The following is a 19,633-nucleotide window of genomic DNA, read 5'->3' as shown; positions in this document are numbered from 1 at the left end:
TGCAGGTCTGCGGCCCGGGGAACGGGAGCACGCGCTCAGCGCGGCGTACGGTCTTCACAGGCCGCGGTCACTGTAACGGACCCATACCGCGAAGATCGCGGCGGCCATCCCCAGCACCAGCGCCACGGGCAGCACCCAGACCTGGTCGACGGCCTCGCTGAGCCACCACGCGGGCAGCCCGAAGACCAGCATCGCCGACAGCATCGTGCCCAGGGCGTCCCAGCCCTGACGCAGGTGGGCACCCGCGACCAGCTGGGTGTGGACCGAGAGGTCGCGCTCCGCCCCGCCCTCGCGGGGTTCGGTCAACGCTGCGCCCCGGACGGCGCGGCCGGCTCGTCGTAGATGTAGGTGCGGACCTTGCGGAAGCCGAGGATCTCGCCGGTCGTGCTGGCGAGGGAGACCACGATCGCGGTGATGGCGAAGGCGACCGGCGAGAGCCAGTCGGCGTTGCGGAAGAGGACGAGGAAGACCCCGAGCAGCATGACCTTGAAGAAGTAGCTGACCATCGCGCCCATGAAGACCACGCGCGGGTCCAGGCCGGACATCCGGCTCAGGATCAGCATCGTGGAGGCGGCGCTCAGCACGACGAGGGCGGTGGCCAGCGCGCTCCCCGCGAAGCCGAGCGAGCCCTCGACCAGCGTGAAGACCACGATCGCGATCACGCCGACGGCGACGGCGGGGACGGCACCGCCGCGCAGCATGGCGCCGTAGGGGTCGGGGCGGGGCTCAGAAGTCACGCCTCACCGTATCCGGGTGACGCCACCCACTGGCAGGGCAGCGTCCTCCCACCCCCTCCGCCGGGGGTCAGCGGGCGCCGTCGCCCACCGTCGCGGACGGTTCCGCGTCGGGCCGCCGGAGCCGTGACGTCGGGTGGTCGGCGCGGCTCTTCTGCCGCTGCGCCTCGAGCTCGGCGGCCCGGGCCTCCCGGGCCGCGCGCCGGGCGCGGGGGCTCAGCACCACGACCACGCCCACGACGAGCAGGACGGCGATCACCACGAGGAGCTCGGCCCGGCCGCCGGTGATCGACAGCCCCACCGCCCCGAAGGAGAGCAGCGCCGCCCAGAAGTACATGACGAGCACCGCGCGTCGGTGGGAGTGCCCGATGGAGAGCAGCCGGTGGTGCAGGTGCATCTTGTCCGGGGCGAACGGCGACCGCCCGCGCAGCGTGCGGCGGAAGACGGCGAGCACGAGGTCGGTGAAGGGGATGAAGAGCACCGCGATCGGCACGAGCAGCGGCAGGGTCAGCGGCAGCAGGCTGGCCGCGGAGCCGAACGACTGCGCGTCCACTCCCCCGGTCGCGCTCACCGCCGCCGCGGACAGCATGAGGCCGACCAGCATCGAGCCGGAGTCGCCCATGAAGATCCGCGCCGGGCTGAAGTTGTGCGGCAGGAAACCGAGGCAGGCGCCGGCCAGCACGGCTGTGACCAGCGCGGGAGCGCTCGCCGACTCGACGTAGCCGTCGAGGGCCAGGCTGTAGCTGTAGGCGAAGAAGGCCAGCGCCGCGATGGCCGAGACACCCGCGGCCAGCCCGTCGAGACCGTCGATGAAGTTGAGCGCGTTGACCGCGAGAACGGTGAGCAGGATGGTCGCCGGGACACCGACGTCGGGGCCGAGGGAGATCGTGCCGATGTCGGCGACCGGCAGGAAGACGTAGGCCAGCTGGATGCCGAGCAGCACCATCACCCCGGCCGCGGCGATCTGCCCGGTGAGTTTCGTGAGGGCGTCCAGGCCCCACTTGTCGTCCAGCACACCCAGCAGGCAGATCAGGCCACCGGCGACCAGGACCGCGTAGGCCTGGGAGTCGTCGAAGGTCCGCTGGAGGTTGGGCAGCCGCGAGGCCACCAGGACGGCCGCCACGACCCCCAGGTACATGGCGACGCCGCCACCCCGGGGCGTGGGGATGACGTGCACGTCGCGCTCGCGGGGCGCGGCCATCATCCGCAGCCGGATCGCCACCATCCGCACCACCGGCGTGGCCAGGAAGGTGACCAGCGCCGCGGTGAGCAGGACGACGACGTACTCGCGCACGGCTCAGACGGCCCGGGCCGGCTCGGGGTACGCGGGCCGCGCCTCCACCAGCTCGCGGACTCCGGCCGCGACCTCGGCGGTACGGCTGCCGTCCACGTCGCGGATCGCGGTGCCGATCAGCGAGGCGATCGTCGCCATGTCGCCCTCGGTCATCCCCTGGGTGGTCACCGCCGGGCTGCCCACCCGGATGCCCGACGCCACCGAGGCCGGCTGCGGGTCGAACGGGATCGCGTTCTTGTTCAGCACGATGCCGGCGGCACCGCACCGCGCCTCGGCCTCGGCACCGGTCACCCCCGTCTCCTGCAGGTCCAGCAGCGCGAGGTGGGTGTCCGTGCCACCGGCGACCGGGCGGAGCCCCTCCTCGGCCAGCCCGGCGGTGAGCGCCTGGGCGTTGGCCACCACCTGGCGGGCGTAGTCCTGGTAGGCCGGCTGCAGGCACTCCTTGAAGTTGACCGCCTTCGCCGCGACGGCGTGCATGAGCGGTCCGCCCTGCATCATCGGGAAGGCCGACTTGTCGATCGCCTTGGCGTGCTCGGCCTTGCAGACGATGGCTCCGCCACGAGGCCCGCGCAGCACCTTGTGGGTGGTGAACGTGACGACGTCGGCGTAGGGCACCGGGCTCGGGATCGCCTTGCCCGCCACCAGGCCGATGAAGTGCGCGGCGTCGACCATGAACACCGCCCCGACCTCGTCGGCGATCTCCCGGAACACCGCGAAGTCGATCAGCCGCGGGATCGCCGAGCCGCCGGCGACGATCATCCGGGGCCGGTGCTCCCGGGCGAGGTCGCGGACCTGGTCGTAGTCGATGTGCTCGGTCGCCGGGTCGACCCCGTACTGGACGGCGTTGAACCACTTGCCGCTGAAGCTGACCGTGGCGCCGTGGGTCAGGTGACCACCGTGCGGTAGCGCCATGCCCAGGAACGTGTCGCCCGGCCGCAGGAACGCGCCGTAGGCAGCGAGGTTGGCGTTGGCTCCGGAGTGCGGCTGCAGGTTGGCGTGCTCGGCGCCGAACAGCTCCCTGGCGCGGGCGATGCCGATCTCCTCGGCCCGGTCCACGACCTCGCACCCGCCGTAGTAGCGCCGTCCCGGGTAGCCCTCGGCGTACTTGTTCGACAGCGTGCTGCCCAGGGCCGCCAGCACGGCGGGACTCGTGAAGTTCTCGCTGGCGATCAGCTGCAGGCCGCCGCGCAGCCGGTCGAGCTCGTCGGTGACCACGCCCGCGATGTCGGGGTCGAACGCGGCCAGGGCCCCGAAGTCCGGGCCCCAGTACGGCGTGCTCATCTCGGCGGCACTCCTGGAGGTGGTGCGGGCGCCCGCGGCACCCGGTGCTCGGGCGGCGCGGCGGTCAGGGGACAACTATGACACTGCGGCGGCGCTAGTCCGTGATCTCGGGGACGACCTCGCGGAGGCGGTCGACCGGGATCGCCCCGACCCGCAGGACCCGCGGAACCGGCCCGGTGCAGTCGACGATGGTGCTGGCCGCCGAACTGTCCCGCGGACCGCCGTCGAGGACGACCGCGGCGTGCGCGCCCAGCTGCTGGTCGGCTTCCTGCGCGGTCGTCGCCGCGGGACGGCCGGAGCGGTTGGCGCTGGAGACGGCCAGCGGGCCGGTGCGGCGCAGCAGGTCACGGGTCAGGTCGTCACCGGGCAGCCGGACGGCCACGGTGCCCTCCGCATCACCGAGGTCCCAGGCCAGCGAGGGCGCGTGCTCGACCACGAGCGTGAGACCGCCGGGCCAGAACTCCTGCGCCAGCCGCGTCGCGACCTCCGGGGTCCGCAGCACCAGCCCGGCCAGGGTGGAGGCCTCGCCGATGAGGACCGGCACGGGCATCCCGCGGCCGCGGTTCTTGGCCGCGAGCAGGCGGGTGACCGCGGCCGGGGAGAACGCATCGGCGGCGACGCCGTAGACCGTGTCGGTGGGCAGCAGCACCAGCTCGGAGCGGCTGATCGCCGCGGCGGCGGCGTCGAGCCCGGCGGCCCGGGTGTCGGGGTCGGTGCAGTCGTAGATGTCGGCCACGGGTGCCGAGTCTCTCACCGGGCTCCCGGAGGCCGGTCGCCCGGCGTCGTCAGTCGTCCTCGTCGTCCTTCTTCTTCTTGTCCTCCTTGCCCGGCTTCTCCTCCTTACCGGGCCGGTCCTCGGCCGGGCCCGGGGCGGGCGGCGCGGGCACGACCACCGGGGGGACGGCGTAGGTGAGCCGCACGAGGCTGTCGTGCGCGAGCGTCCCGGCCGGGTCGACGGCGGTGACCTGGCCGGCGGGCACGTCGCCGGTCTCGGCGGCGACGACCTCCACCCGCAACCCCTGGGCGACGAGCTCGGCCTGCACCTCGCGCACCTGCCGGCCGACCAGGTCGGCGGCCACCACATCGATCCCGGCCGGGGTGGTGGGCGTGGAGGTCGTCCGCGAGGTCGGGGACGAGGAGCCGTCGGGCAGCGTGGCGGCGAGGACGGCCACCGCCAGCACGAGGGCCACCGCTGCGACGAGGGCCGGGAGGAGCCACCGGCGGCGGGCGCGGGCCGGCTCCTGCGTCCGGACCGCGGTCTCCGGGCCGGGCAGCGGCAGGACCGCGGTCGGCGCCGGACGCACCGCGCCGGTGGGCAGGTCCGCGGTCAGTGCCGCAGCGGCGTCGCGCAGTGCGGCCCCGTCGGGGTACCGCGCCGCCGGGTCCTTGGCCATGGCGCGGCCCACCAGTGCCCGCACCTCCGCCGGGATGCCCGCCGGCAGGGCCGCGGGTTCGTCGCGGATGTGCATGACGGCGATCTGCACGGGGTTCTCCGCCTCGAAGGCGCGCCGCCCGGCCAGGCACTCGTAGGCGACCGCACCCAGCGCGTAGACGTCACTGGCCGGGGTCGCCGGTCCACCGGCCGCCTGCTCGGGCGAGAAGTAGTGCGCGGTGCCGATGACCTGCCCGGTGGCCGTGACCGCGACGCTGGACGCAGAGCGCGCGATGCCGAAGTCGGTGAGCTTCACGACGCCCCGTGGGGTGACCAGGATGTTGGCCGGCTTCACGTCGCGGTGCACGATGCCGGCGGCGTGCGCGGCGGCGAGACCGTCGGCGGCCTGACGCACGACGTCCACGGTCCGGGCCGGGTCCAGGCGGCCCTCCCGCGCCAGGAGATCGGCCAGGGACTCCCCCTCGACCAGCTCCATGACCAGGTACGCCGATGCCGGGCCGGTCGCGGTGGCCGGCAGCTCGCCGTAGTCGAAGACCGCCGCGATGTGCGGGTGCGTCAGGAGTGCGGCGTGGCGCGCCTCGGCCCGGAACCGCTCGCGGAAACCGGCGTCCTCGGCGAACTGCTCGCGCAGCACCTTCACCGCGACCGGGCGGTCCAGCAGCGTGTCCTGCGCCCGCCAGACCTGACCCATCCCGCCACCGGCGATCAGCGACGTGAGGCGGTAGCGGTCCGCGAGCAGGGCGGGTCGCATCAGGTCCTCCTCCGCGTCGCGGTCGTGAACCGCGGTCGACCGGCCAGGTCCGCGTGGTCCTCGACGTCGGTGAAGGCACCGTGCGCCCGGACCAGCGCGGGCAGCGCCGTCCCCTGCTGGTCGGCGTGCTCGATGCCCAGCGAGCCGCCGGGGCGCAGCAACCGCGCGGCGACCGACAGCATGCCGCGCACGACGTCGAGACCGTCCGGCCCGCCCCACAGCGCCAGCGGCGGGTCGTGGTCGGCGACCTCGCGGGGCACCCGGGCGCCGTCGGGCACGTAGGGCGGGTTGGAGACGACGACGTCGACCCGCCCGTCGAGCTCGGTCAGCAGCGCCGGGTCGGTCATGTCGCCGGCCACCACGCCCACGGGGGTGTCCGAGCCGACCCGCGCCAGGGCGTTGTGCCGGGTCCACTCGATGGCGGCAGGGTCACGCTCGACCGCGGTGACCCGCGCGCCCGGGTGCTCGTGCGCCACGGAGAGCGCGATGGCGCCGGAGCCGCTGCCGAGGTCGACCACGATCGGCCCGTCGAGGCCGGTCAGGCGCTCCAGCGCCCATTCGACCAGCAGCTCGGTCTCCGGCCGCGGGACGAACACCCCGGGACCGACGGCGAGCTCGAGGTGCCGGAACGCCGCGCGGCCGGTCAGGTGCTGGAGGGGCACCCGGTCGGCCCGCTGCTCGAGCAGGGCGGCGAAGCGGGCAGCGGAACCGTCGTCGACGTCGTCGAGGGTGAGCAACCGGGTGCGCGACAGCTCCAGCACGTGGGCGAGCAGCAGCTCGGCGTCCACCCGTGGCGACTCGACCCCGGCGGCGGCGAGCCGCCGGGTGGCATCGGTGAGCAGGACGCGGGCGTTCAGGAGCCGGCCGCCAGCAGCTCGGCGGTGTGCGCGGCGGCGAGCGCGTCGATCACCGCGTCCAGGTCGCCGTCGATCACCTGGTCGAGGTTGTGCGCCTTGTAGCCGACCCGGTGGTCGGCGATCCGGTTCTCCGGGAAGTTGTACGTGCGCACCCGCTCGCTGCGGTCCATGGTGCGGACCTGGCTGCGGCGCTGGTCGCTGGCCGCGGCGGCGGCCTCCTCGCGCGCGGCGGCCAGCAACCGGGAGCGCAGCACCCGCAGCGCGGACTCGCGGTTCTGCAGCTGGCTCTTCTCGTTCTGCGAGCTGACCACGATGCCGGTCGGCAGGTGGGTGATCCGGACGGCGGAGTCGGTGGTGTTCACGCTCTGCCCGCCGGGGCCGGAGGAGCGGAAGACGTCGATGCGCAGGTCGTTGGGGTCGACGGTGACGTCGACCTCCTCGGCCTCGGGCAGTACCAGGACTCCGGCGGCGGAGGTGTGGATGCGCCCCTGCGACTCGGTGACCGGCACGCGCTGCACCCGGTGCACGCCGCCCTCGAACTTCAGCCGTGACCAGATGCCCTCGTCGGTGCGCGACTTGATGGCCACCGCGACGTCCTTGTACCCGCCGAGCTCGGCGTCGACGGCGTCGAGGATCTCGGTGGACCAGCCGCGGCGCTCGGCGTACCGCAGGTACATGCGCAGCAGGTCGCCGGCGAACAGCGCCGACTCCGCACCACCCTCCCCCGCCTTGATCTCGAGGATGACGTCCTTGTCGTCGTCGGGGTCCTTGGGCAGCAGCTGCTCGCGCAGCTGCCCCGTCAGCTCCTCGATGCGCCGCTCCAGCGCAGCAGCCTCCGCGGCGAAGGACGCGTCCTCGGCGGCCAGCTCCCGTGCGGCGTCCAGGTCGTCGCGCGCCTGGTCCAGGCCCCGGGCGGTCTCCACGAGCGGGGCCAGCTGGGCGTAGCGCCGCCCGAGGCGGCGGGCGCGCGACTGGTCGGCGTGCACCGCGGGGTCGGCGAGCTCCTGCTCCAGCCGCGCGTGCTCGGCGAGCAGGCCGGCCAGCCGGTCGGCGGCCGACGTCTCGGTGCTGGTCACGGAAGGTCCTCCTCACGCGGTCCGGACACGACGACGGCGCCCGCCCCACCGCGAGGTGGGACGGGCGCCGTCGGGGATACTACTGGGCGTCGGTGGTGGCGCCGGCGTTGCGCTTGCCGAACCGCTTCTCGAAGCGGGCCACGCGACCGCCGGTGTCGAGGATGCGCTGCTTGCCGGTGTAGAAGGGGTGGCAGGCGGAGCAGGTCTCGACGGTCAGCTGACCGGTCGGGCTGGTGCTGCGGGTCGTGAAGGTGTTGCCGCAGCCGCAGGTCACGGTGGTGACGTTGTAGGCCGGGTGGATGTCGGGCTTCATGGCTGCTGCCTCTTCTACGAAGTCTGGGTCGTTCGGTGTGTCAGAACGCCGGGGGCCGGAGGACTATTTCCGGCCGCACCAGCGGGGCTCGGTCGACCAGTCTCCCAGATGGCCGAACCCCGCTGGACGGCGGTGGGTGTCAGTCCTTCTCGGGGCCGAGCGTCGTCTTCTGGATCTGCATGAGGAACTCGACGTTGTTGCGCGTCTTCTTCAGCTTCTCCAGCAGCAGCTCCAGCGCCTGCTGCGGCTCGAGCGCGGCGAGCACCCGGCGCAGCTTGATGACGATGGCCAGCTCGTCGGGCGACATGAGGATCTCCTCCTTGCGCGTGCCCGACGCGTTGACGTCGACGGCCGGGAAGACCCGCTTGTCCGCCAGCCGGCGGTCCAGCTTGATCTCGGCGTTCCCGGTGCCCTTGAACTCCTCGAAGATGACCGTGTCCATCGTGGAGCCGGTCTCGACCAGCGCCGAGGCGATGATCGTCAGCGAGCCGCCGTTCTCGATGTTGCGGGCGGCACCCAGGAAGCGCTTGGGCGGGTAGAGCGCCGTGGAGTCGACACCACCGGAGAGGATTCGCCCGCTGGCGGGGGCCGCCAGGTTGTAGGCGCGGCCCAGCCGGGTGATCGAGTCCAGCAGGACGACGACGTCGTGGCCCATCTCGACCAGGCGCTTGGCCCGCTCGATGGAGAGCTCGGCGACCGTGGTGTGGTCCGACGGCGGCCGGTCGAAGGTCGAGGCGATGACCTCGCCCTTCACCGAGCGCTGCATGTCGGTGACCTCTTCGGGCCGCTCGTCCACGAGCACGACCATCAGGTGGCACTCGGGGTTGTTGGTCGTGATCGCGTTGGCGATCGACTGCAGCACCATCGTCTTGCCGGCCTTGGGCGGCGACACGATGAGCGCGCGCTGCCCCTTGCCGATCGGCATGACCAGGTCGATGACGCGGGTGGTCAGCAGGTGCGACTCGGTCTCCAGCCGCAGGCGGTCCTGCGGGTAGAGCGGGGTCAGCTTGGTGAACTCGGGCCGGTTGCGGGCCTGCTCGGGGTCCAGACCGTTGACCGTGTCGAGGCGGACCAGCGCGTTGTACTTGTCCTTGCGCTCGCCCTCGCGGGGCTGGCGGACGGCGCCGGTGATGGCGTCACCGCGGCGCAGGCCGTACCGCCGCACCTGCGACAGCGAGACGTAGACGTCGTTCGGTCCGGTCAGGTAGCCCGAGGTGCGGACGAACGCGTAGTTGTCCAGCACATCCAGGATGCCGGCGACGGGCAGCAGGACGTCGTCCTCGCTGACGGTCGGCTCGCCCTGGTCGAACCGGTCCCGGCCGTTGCCGCGCTTGTTGCGGTCGCGGTAGCGCCGGCCGCGGCGGCCGCGGCCACCCTCGAAGTCGTCGTCCTCGTCGTCGGCCGGGCCGTTGTTCCGGTCGTTGCGCGGAGCGTCGGTGCGGCCGTTGTCGGTCCGGTTGTCCGGACGTCCGCCCCGCTCGTTGCGGTCACGGTCCGGGCCACGGTTGCCATCGCGGTTGGCCCCGTCGCGGTTGCCGCGCTCGGCGCGCTCGCCGTTGTCCCGGCCGGCGTTGTCCCGGTTCCCGTTCTCGCGCTGGCCGTTCTCGCGCTGGCCGTTCTCGCGCTGGCCGTTCTCGCGGTTGCCGTCCCGGTCACCGCGGTTGCGGTTGCGGTCGCGGTTGCGCTGCGGACGGTCCCCGTCGCGCTGCTCGTCCTCGCGCGGCTCGGCCTCGGCCGGAGCCGAGGACGCCTCGGTGGCGGCCGGGTTCTCGGTGGGGGTCTCGGCGCTCGGCGACCCGGCCGGGCGGCTGGCGCCGCGGCGGGTACGCGTCGGGGCGCCGTTCCCGTTGCCGTTGCCGTTCCCGTTGACGTTGCCGTCGCCGGTCAGCGGGCCGCCGTTGGCACCGCCGCTGATCGGGGCCTCGAGGGGCGCTGCGGTCGCGGCCACGCCGCGAGCGGTGTCGGCGCCGTCGGCGCTCTCCGTGCGGGGTGCCGGTGCGGCGGCGTCGGCGCCACCCACCTGACGGGCGGAGATGGCGGCGACGAGGTCGCTCTTGCGCATCCGGCCGGTGCCGGGGATGCCCAGCTCGCCGGCCAGGCGCTGGAGCTCGGGCAGCAGCATGCCGGCCAGCCCGTTGCCGCGGCGGCGGGGGCGGCCCGCCGTCCCAGAAGCGGCAGTTCCCTCGGCGGCGGCGTCGGAGGCGCCGGTCTCGACGAGGTCGGTGGTTTCGCTCACGTACAGGTCCTTCCCTGCGGTGACCTGCGCCGTGCGGGCGCAGGGATCCCCGGTCCCCGTCGGCCCGGCCGGAGCGGGGACGCACGGGGAACAGGTGGAGAAGATGCGAGGCGGATCAGCGGCGAAGAGATTCGAACGTCTGCTTCGGCCCCGCGCGAGGCTCGCCCGAGTGGGCGGCTACGCCGTGAGCCTAGACGCAGCTCACAGAGGGGACAACACCGGTGGTTTCCAGTGTGTTCCCCGTTACCGAGACGATACCTCCCCCATCCCACGGGACACCCTCGCCCCGGTGGGGTCGACGTCCGGGGTCAGGACGGACCAGCCGTCCGGGACGAGCGCGGTGACGTCCTGCAGCTCCTGGGCGCCAGGCGACTGATCGGCGCCCCGGACGGTGCGCCGGGCGAGCACCAGCACCGACGGTCCGGCACCGGAGACGACGGCCGCATGGCCGGCGGCCCGCAGCCGGTCGATCAGCTCGAGCGAGCCGGGCATCGCGGCCGTGCGCTGGCGCTGGTGCAGCCGGTCCTCGGTGGCCTCCAGCAGGAACGCACCGGAGGTGAGCGCGTGCACCAGCAGGGCCGACCGGCCCGCGTTGAACGCGGCGTCGGCGTGCGGCACGAGCTCGGGCAGGAGCCCCCGAGCGACCTCGGTCGACAGCGTCGCGTCCGGCACCAGCACCACGGGCATGACGTCCGGGTGCACCGTCAGCGAGTCGGCCCCCACGCCGCCCTCGCCCGTCCAGGACAGGGTCAGCCCGCCGAGCAGGCAGGCGGCCACGTTGTCGGGGTGCCCCTCCATCTCGGTGGTCAGCCGGAGGACGGCGTCCAGGTCGATCGTCGCCACCTCGGGGCACAGCGCCCACGCACCGAGGACCCCGGCGACCACGGCCGCCGCCGACGAGCCCATCCCTCGCCCCTGCGGGATGGCGTTGCGAGCGGTGACCCGGAGGCCGGACGGCGTCCAGCCCAGGTCCGCGCACGCCGCCCGGAACGCGCGCACGACGAGGTGTGACTCGTCGAGCGGCAGCTCCCCCTCGCCGACCCCGTGGACCTCGACGGTCAGCCCGGACGGCTCGACCGAGAAGTCGAGCAGGTCGTGGTGGGCCAGTGCCAGGCCGGCGCAGTCGAACGCCGGGCCGAGGTTCGCGCTGGTGGCGGGGACCCGGACGCGGACCGGCGTCGTCACAGGCCCAGGTGCGCGGCGGCCGCCGCGGCGTCCACCGGGACCGTCTGCGGTGCCGGGGCACCCGAGATGGCCCACTCGGGGTCCTTGAGCCCGTTGCCCGTGACGGTGCAGACGACCCGCTGGCCCTGCTCGAGCCCACCGGCGTCGGCGACCTGCAGCAGGCCGGCGACCGAGGCAGCGGACGCCGGCTCGACGAAGACCGCCTCCGTGCGGGCGAGCAGCCGGTAGGCGGACAGGATCGCGCGGTCGGTCACGGCGTCGATGCGACCGCCGGACTCGTCGCGGGCGGCCAGCGCCTTGGTCCAGGAGGCCGGGTTGCCGATCCGGATCGCGGTGGCGATCGTGCTCGGGTTCTCCACCACCTGGCCGGTGACGATGGGGGCGGCGCCGGCGGCCTGGAAGCCCCACATCTTCGGCGTCCGGGTCGCGGTGCCGTCGGCGGCGTACTCCCGGTAGCCCTGCCAGTAGGCGGTGATGTTGCCGGCGTTGCCGACCGGGAGGCAGTGGATGTCCGGGGCGTCGCCCAGGACGTCGACGATCTCGAACGAGGCGGTCTTCTGCCCCTCGATCCGGAACTGGTTGACGCTGTTCACCAGGCTGACCGGGTAGTCGATCGCCAGCTTGCTGGCCAGGGCGAGGCAGTCGTCGAAGTTGCCGTCGACCTGCAGCAGCTTGGCCCCGTGCACGAGCGCCTGGGCGAGCTTGCCCATGGCGATCTTGCCCTGCGGTACCAGCACGGCACAGGTGAGCCCGGCCCGCGCGGCGTAGGCCGCGGCGCTGGCACTGGTGTTGCCGGTCGAGGCGCAGATGACCGCCTTCGACCCCTCCTCGACGGCCTTGGTGATGGCCATCGTCATCCCGCGGTCCTTGAAGGAACCGGTCGGGTTGGCGCCCTCCACCTTGAGGTAGACCTCGCAGCCGGTCCGGCGGGAGAGCTCACGGGCGTGCACCAGCGGGGTGGCGCCCTCGTGCAGCGTCACCACCGGCGTGCTGTCGCTGACCGGCAGCCGCGAGCGGTAGGCCTCGATCAGCCCGGGCCAGCCCGGGGAGACCTGCAACGCCGTCATGACAACCCCTCCACACGCAGCACGCTGGTGACTCCTCGGACCGCGGGCATCTCCCGCAGCGCGTCGATGGTGGCCGACAGCGCCGCATCCGGGGCGCTGTGGGTCACGAGAACCAGCGTCGCGGCCTCACCGTGGCCGGTCTGGCGCACCGTCGAGATGCTGACGCCGTGCTGCGCGAACTCCTGCGCGACGGCGGCCAGGACACCCGGCTTGTCGGCCACGTCCAGGCTGACGTGGTACCGGGTCGGGGTCTCGGCCATGGGGCGCACGGTCAGGTCCGCGTAGCCGGAGGGACCCTGGCCCGCGGCGCCGGTGACCCGGTTGCGGGCCACCGCCACGAGATCGCCGAGCACCGCTGACGCGGTCGGCTCGCCGCCGGCGCCCTGACCGTAGAACATCAGCTGGCCGGCGGCCTCGGCCTCGACGAAGACGGCGTTGAACGCGCCGCCCACCGAGGCCAGCGGGTGGCTGGTCGGGATCATCGCCGGGTGCACGCGGACCGCCACCGAGTCCACGGGGGCATCCGCGTCCGCTGATCCCGAGACCCGCTCGCAGATGGCCAGCAGCTTCACCGTGCAGCCGATCTCGGCGGCGCGGGCGACGTCGGAGGCGGTGACCGTGGATATCCCCTCGCGGTGCACGTCACCGGCCGACACCGGGGTGTGGAAGGCCAGCGAGGCGAGGATCGCCGCCTTCGCGGCGGCATCGAAGCCGTCGACGTCGGCGGTCGGGTCCGCCTCCGCGTAGCCGAGGTCGGTGGCCTCGGCCAGCGCCTCACCGAACCCGGCACCGGTCTCCGCCATCCGCGACAGGATGTAGTTGGTGGTCCCGTTGACGATCCCGACGATCCGGGAGAGCTGGTCACCGGCGAGGGACTCGCGCAGCGGCCGCAGGATCGGGATCGCGCCGGCGACGGCCGCCTCGTAGTAGAGGTCGACGCCGGACTTCGCAGCGGCGGCGTGCAGTGCCACGCCGTCCTCGGCCAGCAGCGCCTTGTTCGCGCTGACCACCGACTTGCCGGCCTCGAAGGCGGCGAGCATCAGCGAGCGGGCCGGCTCGATCCCGCCGATGACCTCGACCACGAGGTCGACGTCGTCGCGGGTGACGAGCGCGTGCGCGTCGGTGGTGAGCAGCTCGGCCGGGACGTCGGGGTGGTGCTGCGGACGGCGGACGGCGACACCGGCGACCTCCACCGGGCGGCCGATGCGGGCGGCGAGGTCGTCGGACTGCTCCTGCAGCAACCGCAGGACGGCACTGCCGACCGTGCCGCAGCCCAGGAGGGCGACCTTGAGCGGACCGTTCACGAGCGGGCTCCTCCGGAGTGCTCGGGCGCCGGCTGGGAGGGCGCGGGCGACGGTGCGGACCGGCCGGCGAGGACGGCGTCGAGGGCGAACACGTCGGCCAGTGTCTGACGGCGGACGATCTCGGTGCCCAGGCCGTCCCGGACGGCCACCACCGGGGGCTTGAGCAGGTAGTTGTAGTTGCTGGCCATCGACCAGCAGTAGGCCCCGGTGGCCGCGACGGCCAGCAGGTCGCCGGGCTGCACGTCCGCGGGCAGCCACAGGTCGCGCACCAGGATGTCGCCGCTCTCGCAGTGCTTGCCCACCACCCGGCAGAGCGCCGGCGGGGCGTCGGAGACCCGGTTGGCCAGCACGCAGGTGTAGCTGGCGTCGTAGAGGGCGGTGCGGATGTTGTCGCTCATCCCGCCGTCGACCGACACGTAGTTGCGCACCAGAGGTGTGCCCGGCGTGCCGGAAGCACCCAGGCGGACGGGCTTGATGGTGCCGATCTCGTAGAGCGTGACCGTGCCCGGCCCCGCGATCGCGCGGCCCGGCTCGACCGCCAGGCGCGGCACCGGCAGACCGAGCTCGGCGCACTCGGCGGCGACGACGGCACGCAGCCGGCCGGCGACGTCGAGCGGGCTGACCGGGTCGTCCTCGGGCAGGTAGGCGATCCCGAAGCCGCCCCCCAGGTTGAGCTCCTCCAGGACCTGGCCGGTCGCGTCCCGGACCTCGGCCAGGAGGCCGACGACGCGGTGCGCGGCGGCCTCGAAGCCCGCGGTGTCGAAGATCTGCGAGCCGATGTGGCTGTGCAGGCCGGCCAGGCGCAGCGCCGGCTCCTCGACCACGCGCCGGGCCGCCTCGAGGGCGTCACCGGTGGCGAGGGAGAACCCGAACTTCTGGTCCTCGTGGGCGGTGGCGATGAACTCGTGGGTGTGCGCCTCGATGCCCACGGTCGTGCGGATCAGCACCGGCACGGCCGCTCCCCCGCCGGCGACGCGGGCGGTGGCCAACGGGACCAGCCGCTCGATCTCGTCGAAGGAGTCGAGGACGACGTGCCCGATCCCGGAGTCGACGGCGAGCTGCAGCTCGACCAGCGACTTGTTGTTGCCGTGCAGCGCGATCCGCTCCGCGGGGAAACCGGCGGCCAGCGCCAGGGCCAGCTCGTTGCCGCTGCAGGCGTCCAGGTGCAGGCCGTCGTCGGCGATCCAGCGGGCCACCTGGCCGCAGAGGAACGCCTTGGAGGCGTAGTGCACGTCGGCACCCTCGAACGCCGCGGCGAACTCGGCGGCCCGGCCGCGGAAGTCGTCCTCGTCCAGCACGAACAGCGGGGTGCCGTGCTCGCGGGCCAGCTCGGTCACCGGGCGGCCGCCGAGGTGCAGCTCGCCGTCGACCCGCTCGGCCGACCGCGGCCAGACCTGCGGGTCGAGGACGCCGAGCTCGGCCGGCGGGGCGCCGGCGGCCGACGGCGGGCTGATGTTCCCGTGCAGGGGGCCCGCCGGGTGCGCCCTCACATCCGCTCCGGGGCGGAGACACCGAGCACGGCCAGCCCGTTGCGCAGCACGGTGGCGGTCGCCGCGCAGAGGGTGAGGCGGGCGCGGTGCAGCTCGCCGGGCTCCTCGTCGCCCATCGGCAGGATGCGGCAGGCGTCGTAGAAGCGGTGGTAGGTGCCGGCCAGCTCCTCCAGGTACCGGGCGACCCGGTGCGGCGCCCGCAGCTCGGCGGCGGCGGTGATCACCCGGGGGAACTCGCCGATGGCCCGCAGAAGGGTGTTCTCCCGGTCGTGGGTGAGCAGCGAGACGTCGACGTCGGCGGGGTTCCCGAGGGCGATGCCGAGGTCGGCGGCGTTGCGCAGCACCGAGGAGATCCGGGCATGGGCGTACTGGACGTAGAAGACCGGGTTGTCGTTGGTCTGCCGGCTCCACAGGCCCAGGTCCAGGTCGATCTGCTGGTCGACCGAGGCGCGGGCCAGCGCGTAGCGCGCGGCGTCGGCGCCGACCGCCCCGACCAGGTCCTCCAGCAGCACGACCGTGCCCGCCCGCTTGCTCATCCGCACCGGCTCGCCGTCGCGGACCAGGTTCACCAGCTGGCCGAGCAGGATCTCCAGGTTGGCCTCGGGGTCGTCGCCCACCGCGGCCGAGAGCGCCTTGTACCGGCCGACGTAGCCGGCGTGGTCGGCGCCCAGCATGATCACGACCTTGTCGAAGCCCCGGTCGCGCTTGTCCAGGTAGTAGGCGCAGTCGGCGGCGAAGTAGGTCGGGGCGCCATCGCTCTTGATCAGCGGGCGGTCCTTGTCGTCGCCGAAGTCGGTGGTGCGCAGCCACACCGCACCGTCGGCCTCGTAGACGTGGCCGTTGTCCCGCAGCCGGGCGATCGCCTTCTGCAGCGCGCCGCTCTCGTGCAGCGTCCGCTCGCTGAAGTACACGTCGAAGACGACGCCGAAGTCCGCGAGCGTCCGCTTGATCTCGGCGAACATCAGGTCGACGCCGCGGACCCGGAAGCGCTCCTGCTGCTCGGCGTCGGGAAGCTCCAGGACACCGGGCTCGGCGGCGACCACCTGGGCGGCGATCTCGGTGATGTAGTCGCCGGCGTAGCCGTCCTCCGGCACCGGACGGTCGTGCGCGGCGGCCATCAGGCTGAGGGCGAACCGGTCGATCTGGGAACCGGCGTCGTTGAAGTAGTACTCGCGGGTGACCGAGGCGCCGCTGGCCTCCAGCAGCCGGCCGAGGGCGTCGCCGACCGCCGCCCACCGGGTGCCACCGATGTGCACCGGGCCGGTCGGGTTGGCCGAGACGAACTCCAGGTTCAGCTTCTGCCCGGCGAGGGTGTCGGTGCGGCCGTAGGCCTCCCCCGCAGTCACGGCGTCGACGGCGATCCTGCCGAGCGCGCCCTGCGCGAGGGTGATGTTGAGGAAGCCCGGACCGGCGATGTCGACCGAGGCGATGCCCGCGTGGACGCGCAGCTCCTCGGCGACCAGACCGGCCACGTCGCGCGGCGGCCGGCCGGCCGGCTTGGCCAGGCGCAGCGCGATGTTGGTGGCGTAGTCGCCGTGCTCGGGGTTCTTCGGCCGCTCGATCACGACGTCGGCGGGGACCTCGACGGGCAGCTCGCCCCGCTGGACGACCGCGGCCACGGCGGTACGAACGACGTCCTGCAGCTGCTCCGGTGTCACCGGGCGAGCGTACTGACCGCTCCCGTCTGCCCGGTTACCAGCTTGCACACAGCGCCGCGACCTAGACTCCCGACCGGTACGAGGGGCCCGACCGGCCCCACGGCACGCGCGCACGCGCCCCGCATCGAGGAGAGGCCTTGGCCAAGGACCGCACGCCCGAGAAGAGCCGAGCGACCGGCGGCGGGGCGAGCCGCTCCGGGGCCGGCGCCGGGGGCCGCGGCAAGGGCGGGCGCACCCGCCCGCCCACGCAGGTGGTGGCGCCCCAGCGGCCGTGGGGGCTGATCGCCGGCGCGATCGTCATCGCCCTGTTCGCCGTCGGCGTCCTCGGCTACGCGGTGGTCAAGGTGCGCCAGGCGAACGCGGACAAGATCGAGTCCTTCGACGAGATCTCCGGCGGCGAGGTCTACGAGTACGAGGGCGGGCAGCACGACGACAACCCGATCTCCTACGACCAGTCCCCGCCCGTCGGTGGGCCGCACGCCAACCTGTGGGCCGACTGCACCGGCACCGTCTACGACGTCGACATCCGGCACGAGAACGCGGTGCACAGCCTGGAGCACGGTGCCGTCTGGATCACCTACGACCCCGACGAGGTCTCCGACGCCGACGTCGCGAAGCTGGCGAAGCTCGTCGACGGCGTCTCCGGGCGGATGCTCTCCCCGTACGAGGGTCAGGACTCCCCCATCAGCGTCCAGTCCTGGGGCCACCAGCTCAAGGTGGAGAGCGCCGGCGACAAGCGGATCAAGCAGTTCGCGGACCTGATGACGTTCAAGTCCGACAGCTTCCCCGAGCCCGGGGCCACCTGCGAGTCGCCCCAGTTCCTGGCCGACCCGCTGCTGGAGAGCGCCGACGCCGGCGCGACCCCCGCCGAGTCCTCCGCGCCGGAGAGCTCCGCCCCGGTCACGCCGGCCCCCTGATCGCACTCGATCCCGGAGGTGATCTCGTGACCGCTCCCACCGCCGCGCGCAGCCCGCTGCGCGTCGTCCTGCTCGCCGTGATCGCCGTCGGCCTCGTGGTGCTCGGCGGCGGCCTGGCCGTCCTGCTCGGCATCGGCCGGGGGGACGACGTCACCCCGGCCGAGGACTCGGTGGACGCGGGGTTCGCCCGGGACATGTCGCGCCACCACCTGCAGGGCGTGGAGATGGCCAACCTCGTCGCGGAGCGGAGCCAGGACCCGGACGTGCGGTCGCTGGCGTTCGACATCTCCGCAACCCAGACCAACCAGGCCGGCCGGATGCAGGGCTGGCTGGTGCTGTGGGGTCTGCCCCTCACCGGCGGCGACACGATGGCCTGGATGACCGACTCCGGGCACGGCGGGCACGACATGTCCGGCATGGACATGGAGCCGGGGGCGCTCATGCCGGGGATGGCCACCGACGAGGAGCTGGCGGAGCTGCGCGGTCTGTCGGGCAGCGCCTTCGACGTGCAGTTCCTGCGGCTGATGATCCGGCACCACCAGGGCGGCTTCCCGATGGCGGAGGACGCCGCCGCGCACGCCGAGGTGCCGGCCGTGCGCGACCTGGCACGCTCGATCGAGCAGTCGCAGAGCCTCGAGACGGAGACGATGACGGCCATGCTCAGCGCGCGCGGCGGCACTCCGCTGCCCGCGCCCTGACCGCCGGGGCCGCCGTCGGGACCGCCGTCCGGGGCTGGTAGCTTCTGACCTGCCCCGAGCCCCCGTAGCTCAGGGGATAGAGCACCGCCCTCCGGAGGCGGGTGCGCAGGTTCGAATCCTGCCGGGGGCACCACGAGATGTCGCTGGTCAGTCGGCCGTTGGGGTGATCAGTTCGACGCTGGATCGAGCGTGAACAGGTCCGGAGTCCGCAAATAGTCCGCAGAATGTTCGCGGACCGTCCGCGCAGCGAGGTCCAAGCGCTCCGCTACCGCGTCGAGGTCCTCGTCGAAGAGGTCGGCGTAGGTGTCCAACGTCATGGCGGCCGAGGCGTGCCCCAGCATCCGTTGCACCGCCTTCACGTTGGCACCGGATGACACGGCCAGGCTGGCGGCCGTGTGCCGGAGCTCGTGCGGCACGAGTCCCTCGAGTCCCACCGCCTGGGCGGCCCGGTCGAAGCCCGCTCTGCGGAACACCCGGTTGCGCAGTACTCCCCCGGCCCGCAGGCCAGTGAAGACGAGATCCTCAGGTCCCCGGCCTGCCAGTTGTTCGCGTAGGTCCTCGGCGATGAAGGCCGGGATCGGAACCGAGCGGCGCTCGTACCCCTTGGGCACGCCCCAGGTCAGCAGTCCGTCGACCTCGACGACCGATTCGGCGATCTCTATCCGGCGCCGGCGAAGGTCGACCCGCTTCACCTTGAGGGCCGCCACCTCGCCCCAGCGCAGCCCGCAGTACGCGAGGACGAGCACGACGATGCGGTAGGAGGCCATGATCTCTCGCTCGCGGTGCGGGAGTCGGGTGCCAGCCCGGGGAGAACACGTCGCGTCCGCGAGGCGGTGGACCTGTGCGTGTGTGAGGTACCGCCGCCGAGCCTGTTGGACTCGGGGCAGGTTGACCTTCTGGCACGGGTTCCGGGAGAGCCGTCCGTCACGCACGGCGAGATCGAGGATGAGGCTGAGAACTCGGAAGTGCTTGCGGACAGTCGCGGGGGCGGCACCTTCCGCGTGCTGCTGCGCCACCCAGGCCTGGACGTCGGCGTGCGACACAGCCAGCAACTGGTAGGCGGACCAGTGCGGCAGGACGTGCATGTCGAGGATGCTTCGGTACCGCGACCGCGTCGTGGGCTTGAGCTGGGCCTGACCCGCGAACCACTTCTCCGCCCACTCGCCCACCTTGATCTTGCCCGCGCGAGGGTCGACGTAGTTCCCGGTTTCCATGGCGGCCGTAACGGAGTTCAGCCACCGCTGGGCGTCGACCTTGCGCTTGAAGTGGCGGGCGTGCTCCTTGCCGTTCTCGTCCCGGTACCGCGGCCGGTACGTGCCATCGGGCCGCCTTGCGATCGACGCCACCGCTCATCGCCTCCCTGGTCGTGAAGATGGCCC

Annotated in this window: 18 protein-coding genes and 1 tRNA gene; 3 read left to right on the top strand and 16 right to left on the bottom strand. The window is 73.2% G+C overall.

Translation table 11 applies throughout. The features are described 5' to 3' along the window. Positions 1–54 precede the first annotated feature (54 nt). The 15 genes from DQ237_RS08120 to argS all read right to left on the bottom strand — a co-directional run bounded on the left by DQ237_RS08120 (position 55) and on the right by argS (position 16,639). Positions 55–306 (bottom strand): hypothetical protein, encoded by a 252-nt coding sequence (locus DQ237_RS08120; protein ID WP_113798940.1) that lies wholly within the window; start codon positions 304–306, stop codon positions 55–57. Then, positions 303–737 (bottom strand): hypothetical protein, encoded by a 435-nt coding sequence (locus tag DQ237_RS08115; protein ID WP_147251763.1) that lies wholly within the window; start codon positions 735–737, stop codon positions 303–305. Before DQ237_RS08115 ends, DQ237_RS08120 begins: the two co-directional genes overlap by 4 nt. A gap of 67 nt (positions 738–804) precedes the next feature. Further along, the gene (locus DQ237_RS08110) at positions 805–2,028 is read right to left on the bottom strand and encodes a glycosyltransferase family 4 protein (RefSeq protein ID WP_113798937.1); all 1,224 of its coding nucleotides are present in this window, start codon (positions 2,026–2,028) and stop codon (positions 805–807) included. A 3-nt stretch (positions 2,029–2,031) separates the two neighbouring features. After that, positions 2,032–3,309: a serine hydroxymethyltransferase gene (gene glyA, locus DQ237_RS08105; RefSeq protein ID WP_113798935.1), complete on the bottom strand. Its 1,278-nt coding sequence runs from the start codon at positions 3,307–3,309 to the stop codon at positions 2,032–2,034. Between the two features lie 94 nt (positions 3,310–3,403). After that, positions 3,404–4,045, bottom strand: a complete 642-nt coding sequence (locus DQ237_RS08100; protein WP_113798933.1) for an L-threonylcarbamoyladenylate synthase — start codon at positions 4,043–4,045, stop codon at positions 3,404–3,406. Between the two features lie 49 nt (positions 4,046–4,094). Next, a complete protein-coding gene (locus DQ237_RS08095) occupies positions 4,095–5,453 on the bottom strand; it encodes a protein kinase (RefSeq protein WP_113798931.1) in 1,359 nt (452 codons plus the stop codon). Further along, positions 5,453–6,295, bottom strand: a complete 843-nt coding sequence (gene prmC, locus DQ237_RS08090) for a peptide chain release factor N(5)-glutamine methyltransferase (RefSeq protein ID WP_255411533.1) — start codon at positions 6,293–6,295, stop codon at positions 5,453–5,455. Before prmC ends, DQ237_RS08095 begins: the two co-directional genes overlap by 1 nt. An 11-nt stretch (positions 6,296–6,306) precedes the next feature. Next, positions 6,307–7,386: a peptide chain release factor 1 gene (gene prfA, locus DQ237_RS08085; protein WP_113798929.1), complete on the bottom strand. Its 1,080-nt coding sequence runs from the start codon at positions 7,384–7,386 to the stop codon at positions 6,307–6,309. 79 nt (positions 7,387–7,465) lie between these two features. Further along, entirely contained in the window at positions 7,466–7,699 is a 234-nt protein-coding gene (gene rpmE / locus DQ237_RS08080; RefSeq protein WP_113798927.1) for a 50S ribosomal protein L31, read from the bottom strand. A 139-nt stretch (positions 7,700–7,838) separates the two neighbouring features. Continuing rightward, on the bottom strand, positions 7,839–9,821 hold the full coding sequence (rho, locus tag DQ237_RS08075; RefSeq protein ID WP_369832208.1) for a transcription termination factor Rho: 1,983 nt from the start codon (positions 9,819–9,821) through the stop codon (positions 7,839–7,841). Positions 9,822–10,178: 357 nt separating this feature from the next. Then, the gene (gene thrB / locus DQ237_RS08070) at positions 10,179–11,120 is read right to left on the bottom strand and encodes a homoserine kinase (RefSeq protein WP_113798923.1); all 942 of its coding nucleotides are present in this window, start codon (positions 11,118–11,120) and stop codon (positions 10,179–10,181) included. Next, positions 11,117–12,187 carry a threonine synthase gene (thrC, locus tag DQ237_RS08065; RefSeq protein ID WP_113798921.1) on the bottom strand — a complete coding sequence of 357 codons (1,071 nt, stop codon included), beginning with the start codon at positions 12,185–12,187 and terminating at the stop codon, positions 11,117–11,119. The genes thrB and thrC overlap by 4 nt, the downstream gene beginning before the upstream one ends. Continuing rightward, the gene (locus tag DQ237_RS08060) at positions 12,184–13,491 is read right to left on the bottom strand and encodes a homoserine dehydrogenase (protein WP_113798920.1); all 1,308 of its coding nucleotides are present in this window, start codon (positions 13,489–13,491) and stop codon (positions 12,184–12,186) included. The genes thrC and DQ237_RS08060 overlap by 4 nt, the downstream gene beginning before the upstream one ends. Then, positions 13,488–14,981 carry a diaminopimelate decarboxylase gene (gene lysA / locus DQ237_RS08055; protein WP_113798919.1) on the bottom strand — a complete coding sequence of 498 codons (1,494 nt, stop codon included), beginning with the start codon at positions 14,979–14,981 and terminating at the stop codon, positions 13,488–13,490. The genes DQ237_RS08060 and lysA overlap by 4 nt, the downstream gene beginning before the upstream one ends. After that, complete coding sequence (gene argS / locus DQ237_RS08050; RefSeq protein ID WP_113798917.1) at positions 14,978–16,639, bottom strand: arginine--tRNA ligase; 1,662 nt, start codon at positions 16,637–16,639, stop codon at positions 14,978–14,980. Before argS ends, lysA begins: the two co-directional genes overlap by 4 nt. 137 nt (positions 16,640–16,776) lie before the next feature. Between argS and DQ237_RS08045 the strand changes: the two genes are divergently transcribed. The 3 genes from DQ237_RS08045 (at position 16,777) to DQ237_RS08035 (ending at position 18,387) form a co-directional block, all read left to right on the top strand. Further along, positions 16,777–17,556, top strand: coding sequence for a DUF3105 domain-containing protein (locus tag DQ237_RS08045; RefSeq protein ID WP_113798915.1), 780 nt, complete (start codon positions 16,777–16,779; stop codon positions 17,554–17,556). Between the two features lie 26 nt (positions 17,557–17,582). Continuing rightward, on the top strand, positions 17,583–18,254 hold the full coding sequence (locus DQ237_RS08040; protein ID WP_113798913.1) for a DUF305 domain-containing protein: 672 nt from the start codon (positions 17,583–17,585) through the stop codon (positions 18,252–18,254). A gap of 58 nt (positions 18,255–18,312) precedes the next feature. Next, a tRNA-Arg gene (locus DQ237_RS08035) sits at positions 18,313–18,387 on the top strand. 34 nt (positions 18,388–18,421) lie between these two features. Here DQ237_RS08035 and xerC read toward each other — a convergent pair. Continuing rightward, a complete protein-coding gene (gene xerC, locus DQ237_RS08030) occupies positions 18,422–19,600 on the bottom strand; it encodes a tyrosine recombinase XerC (RefSeq protein WP_113798911.1) in 1,179 nt (392 codons plus the stop codon). Between the last annotated feature and the right edge of the window lie 33 nt (positions 19,601–19,633).

Source organism: Blastococcus sp. TF02-8 (genome assembly GCF_003319175.1).
GTDB lineage: Bacteria > Actinomycetota > Actinomycetes > Mycobacteriales > Geodermatophilaceae > Blastococcus.
The sequence above is the reverse complement of the archived record's forward strand: the minus strand, read 5'-3'. Positions and strand labels throughout refer to the sequence as shown.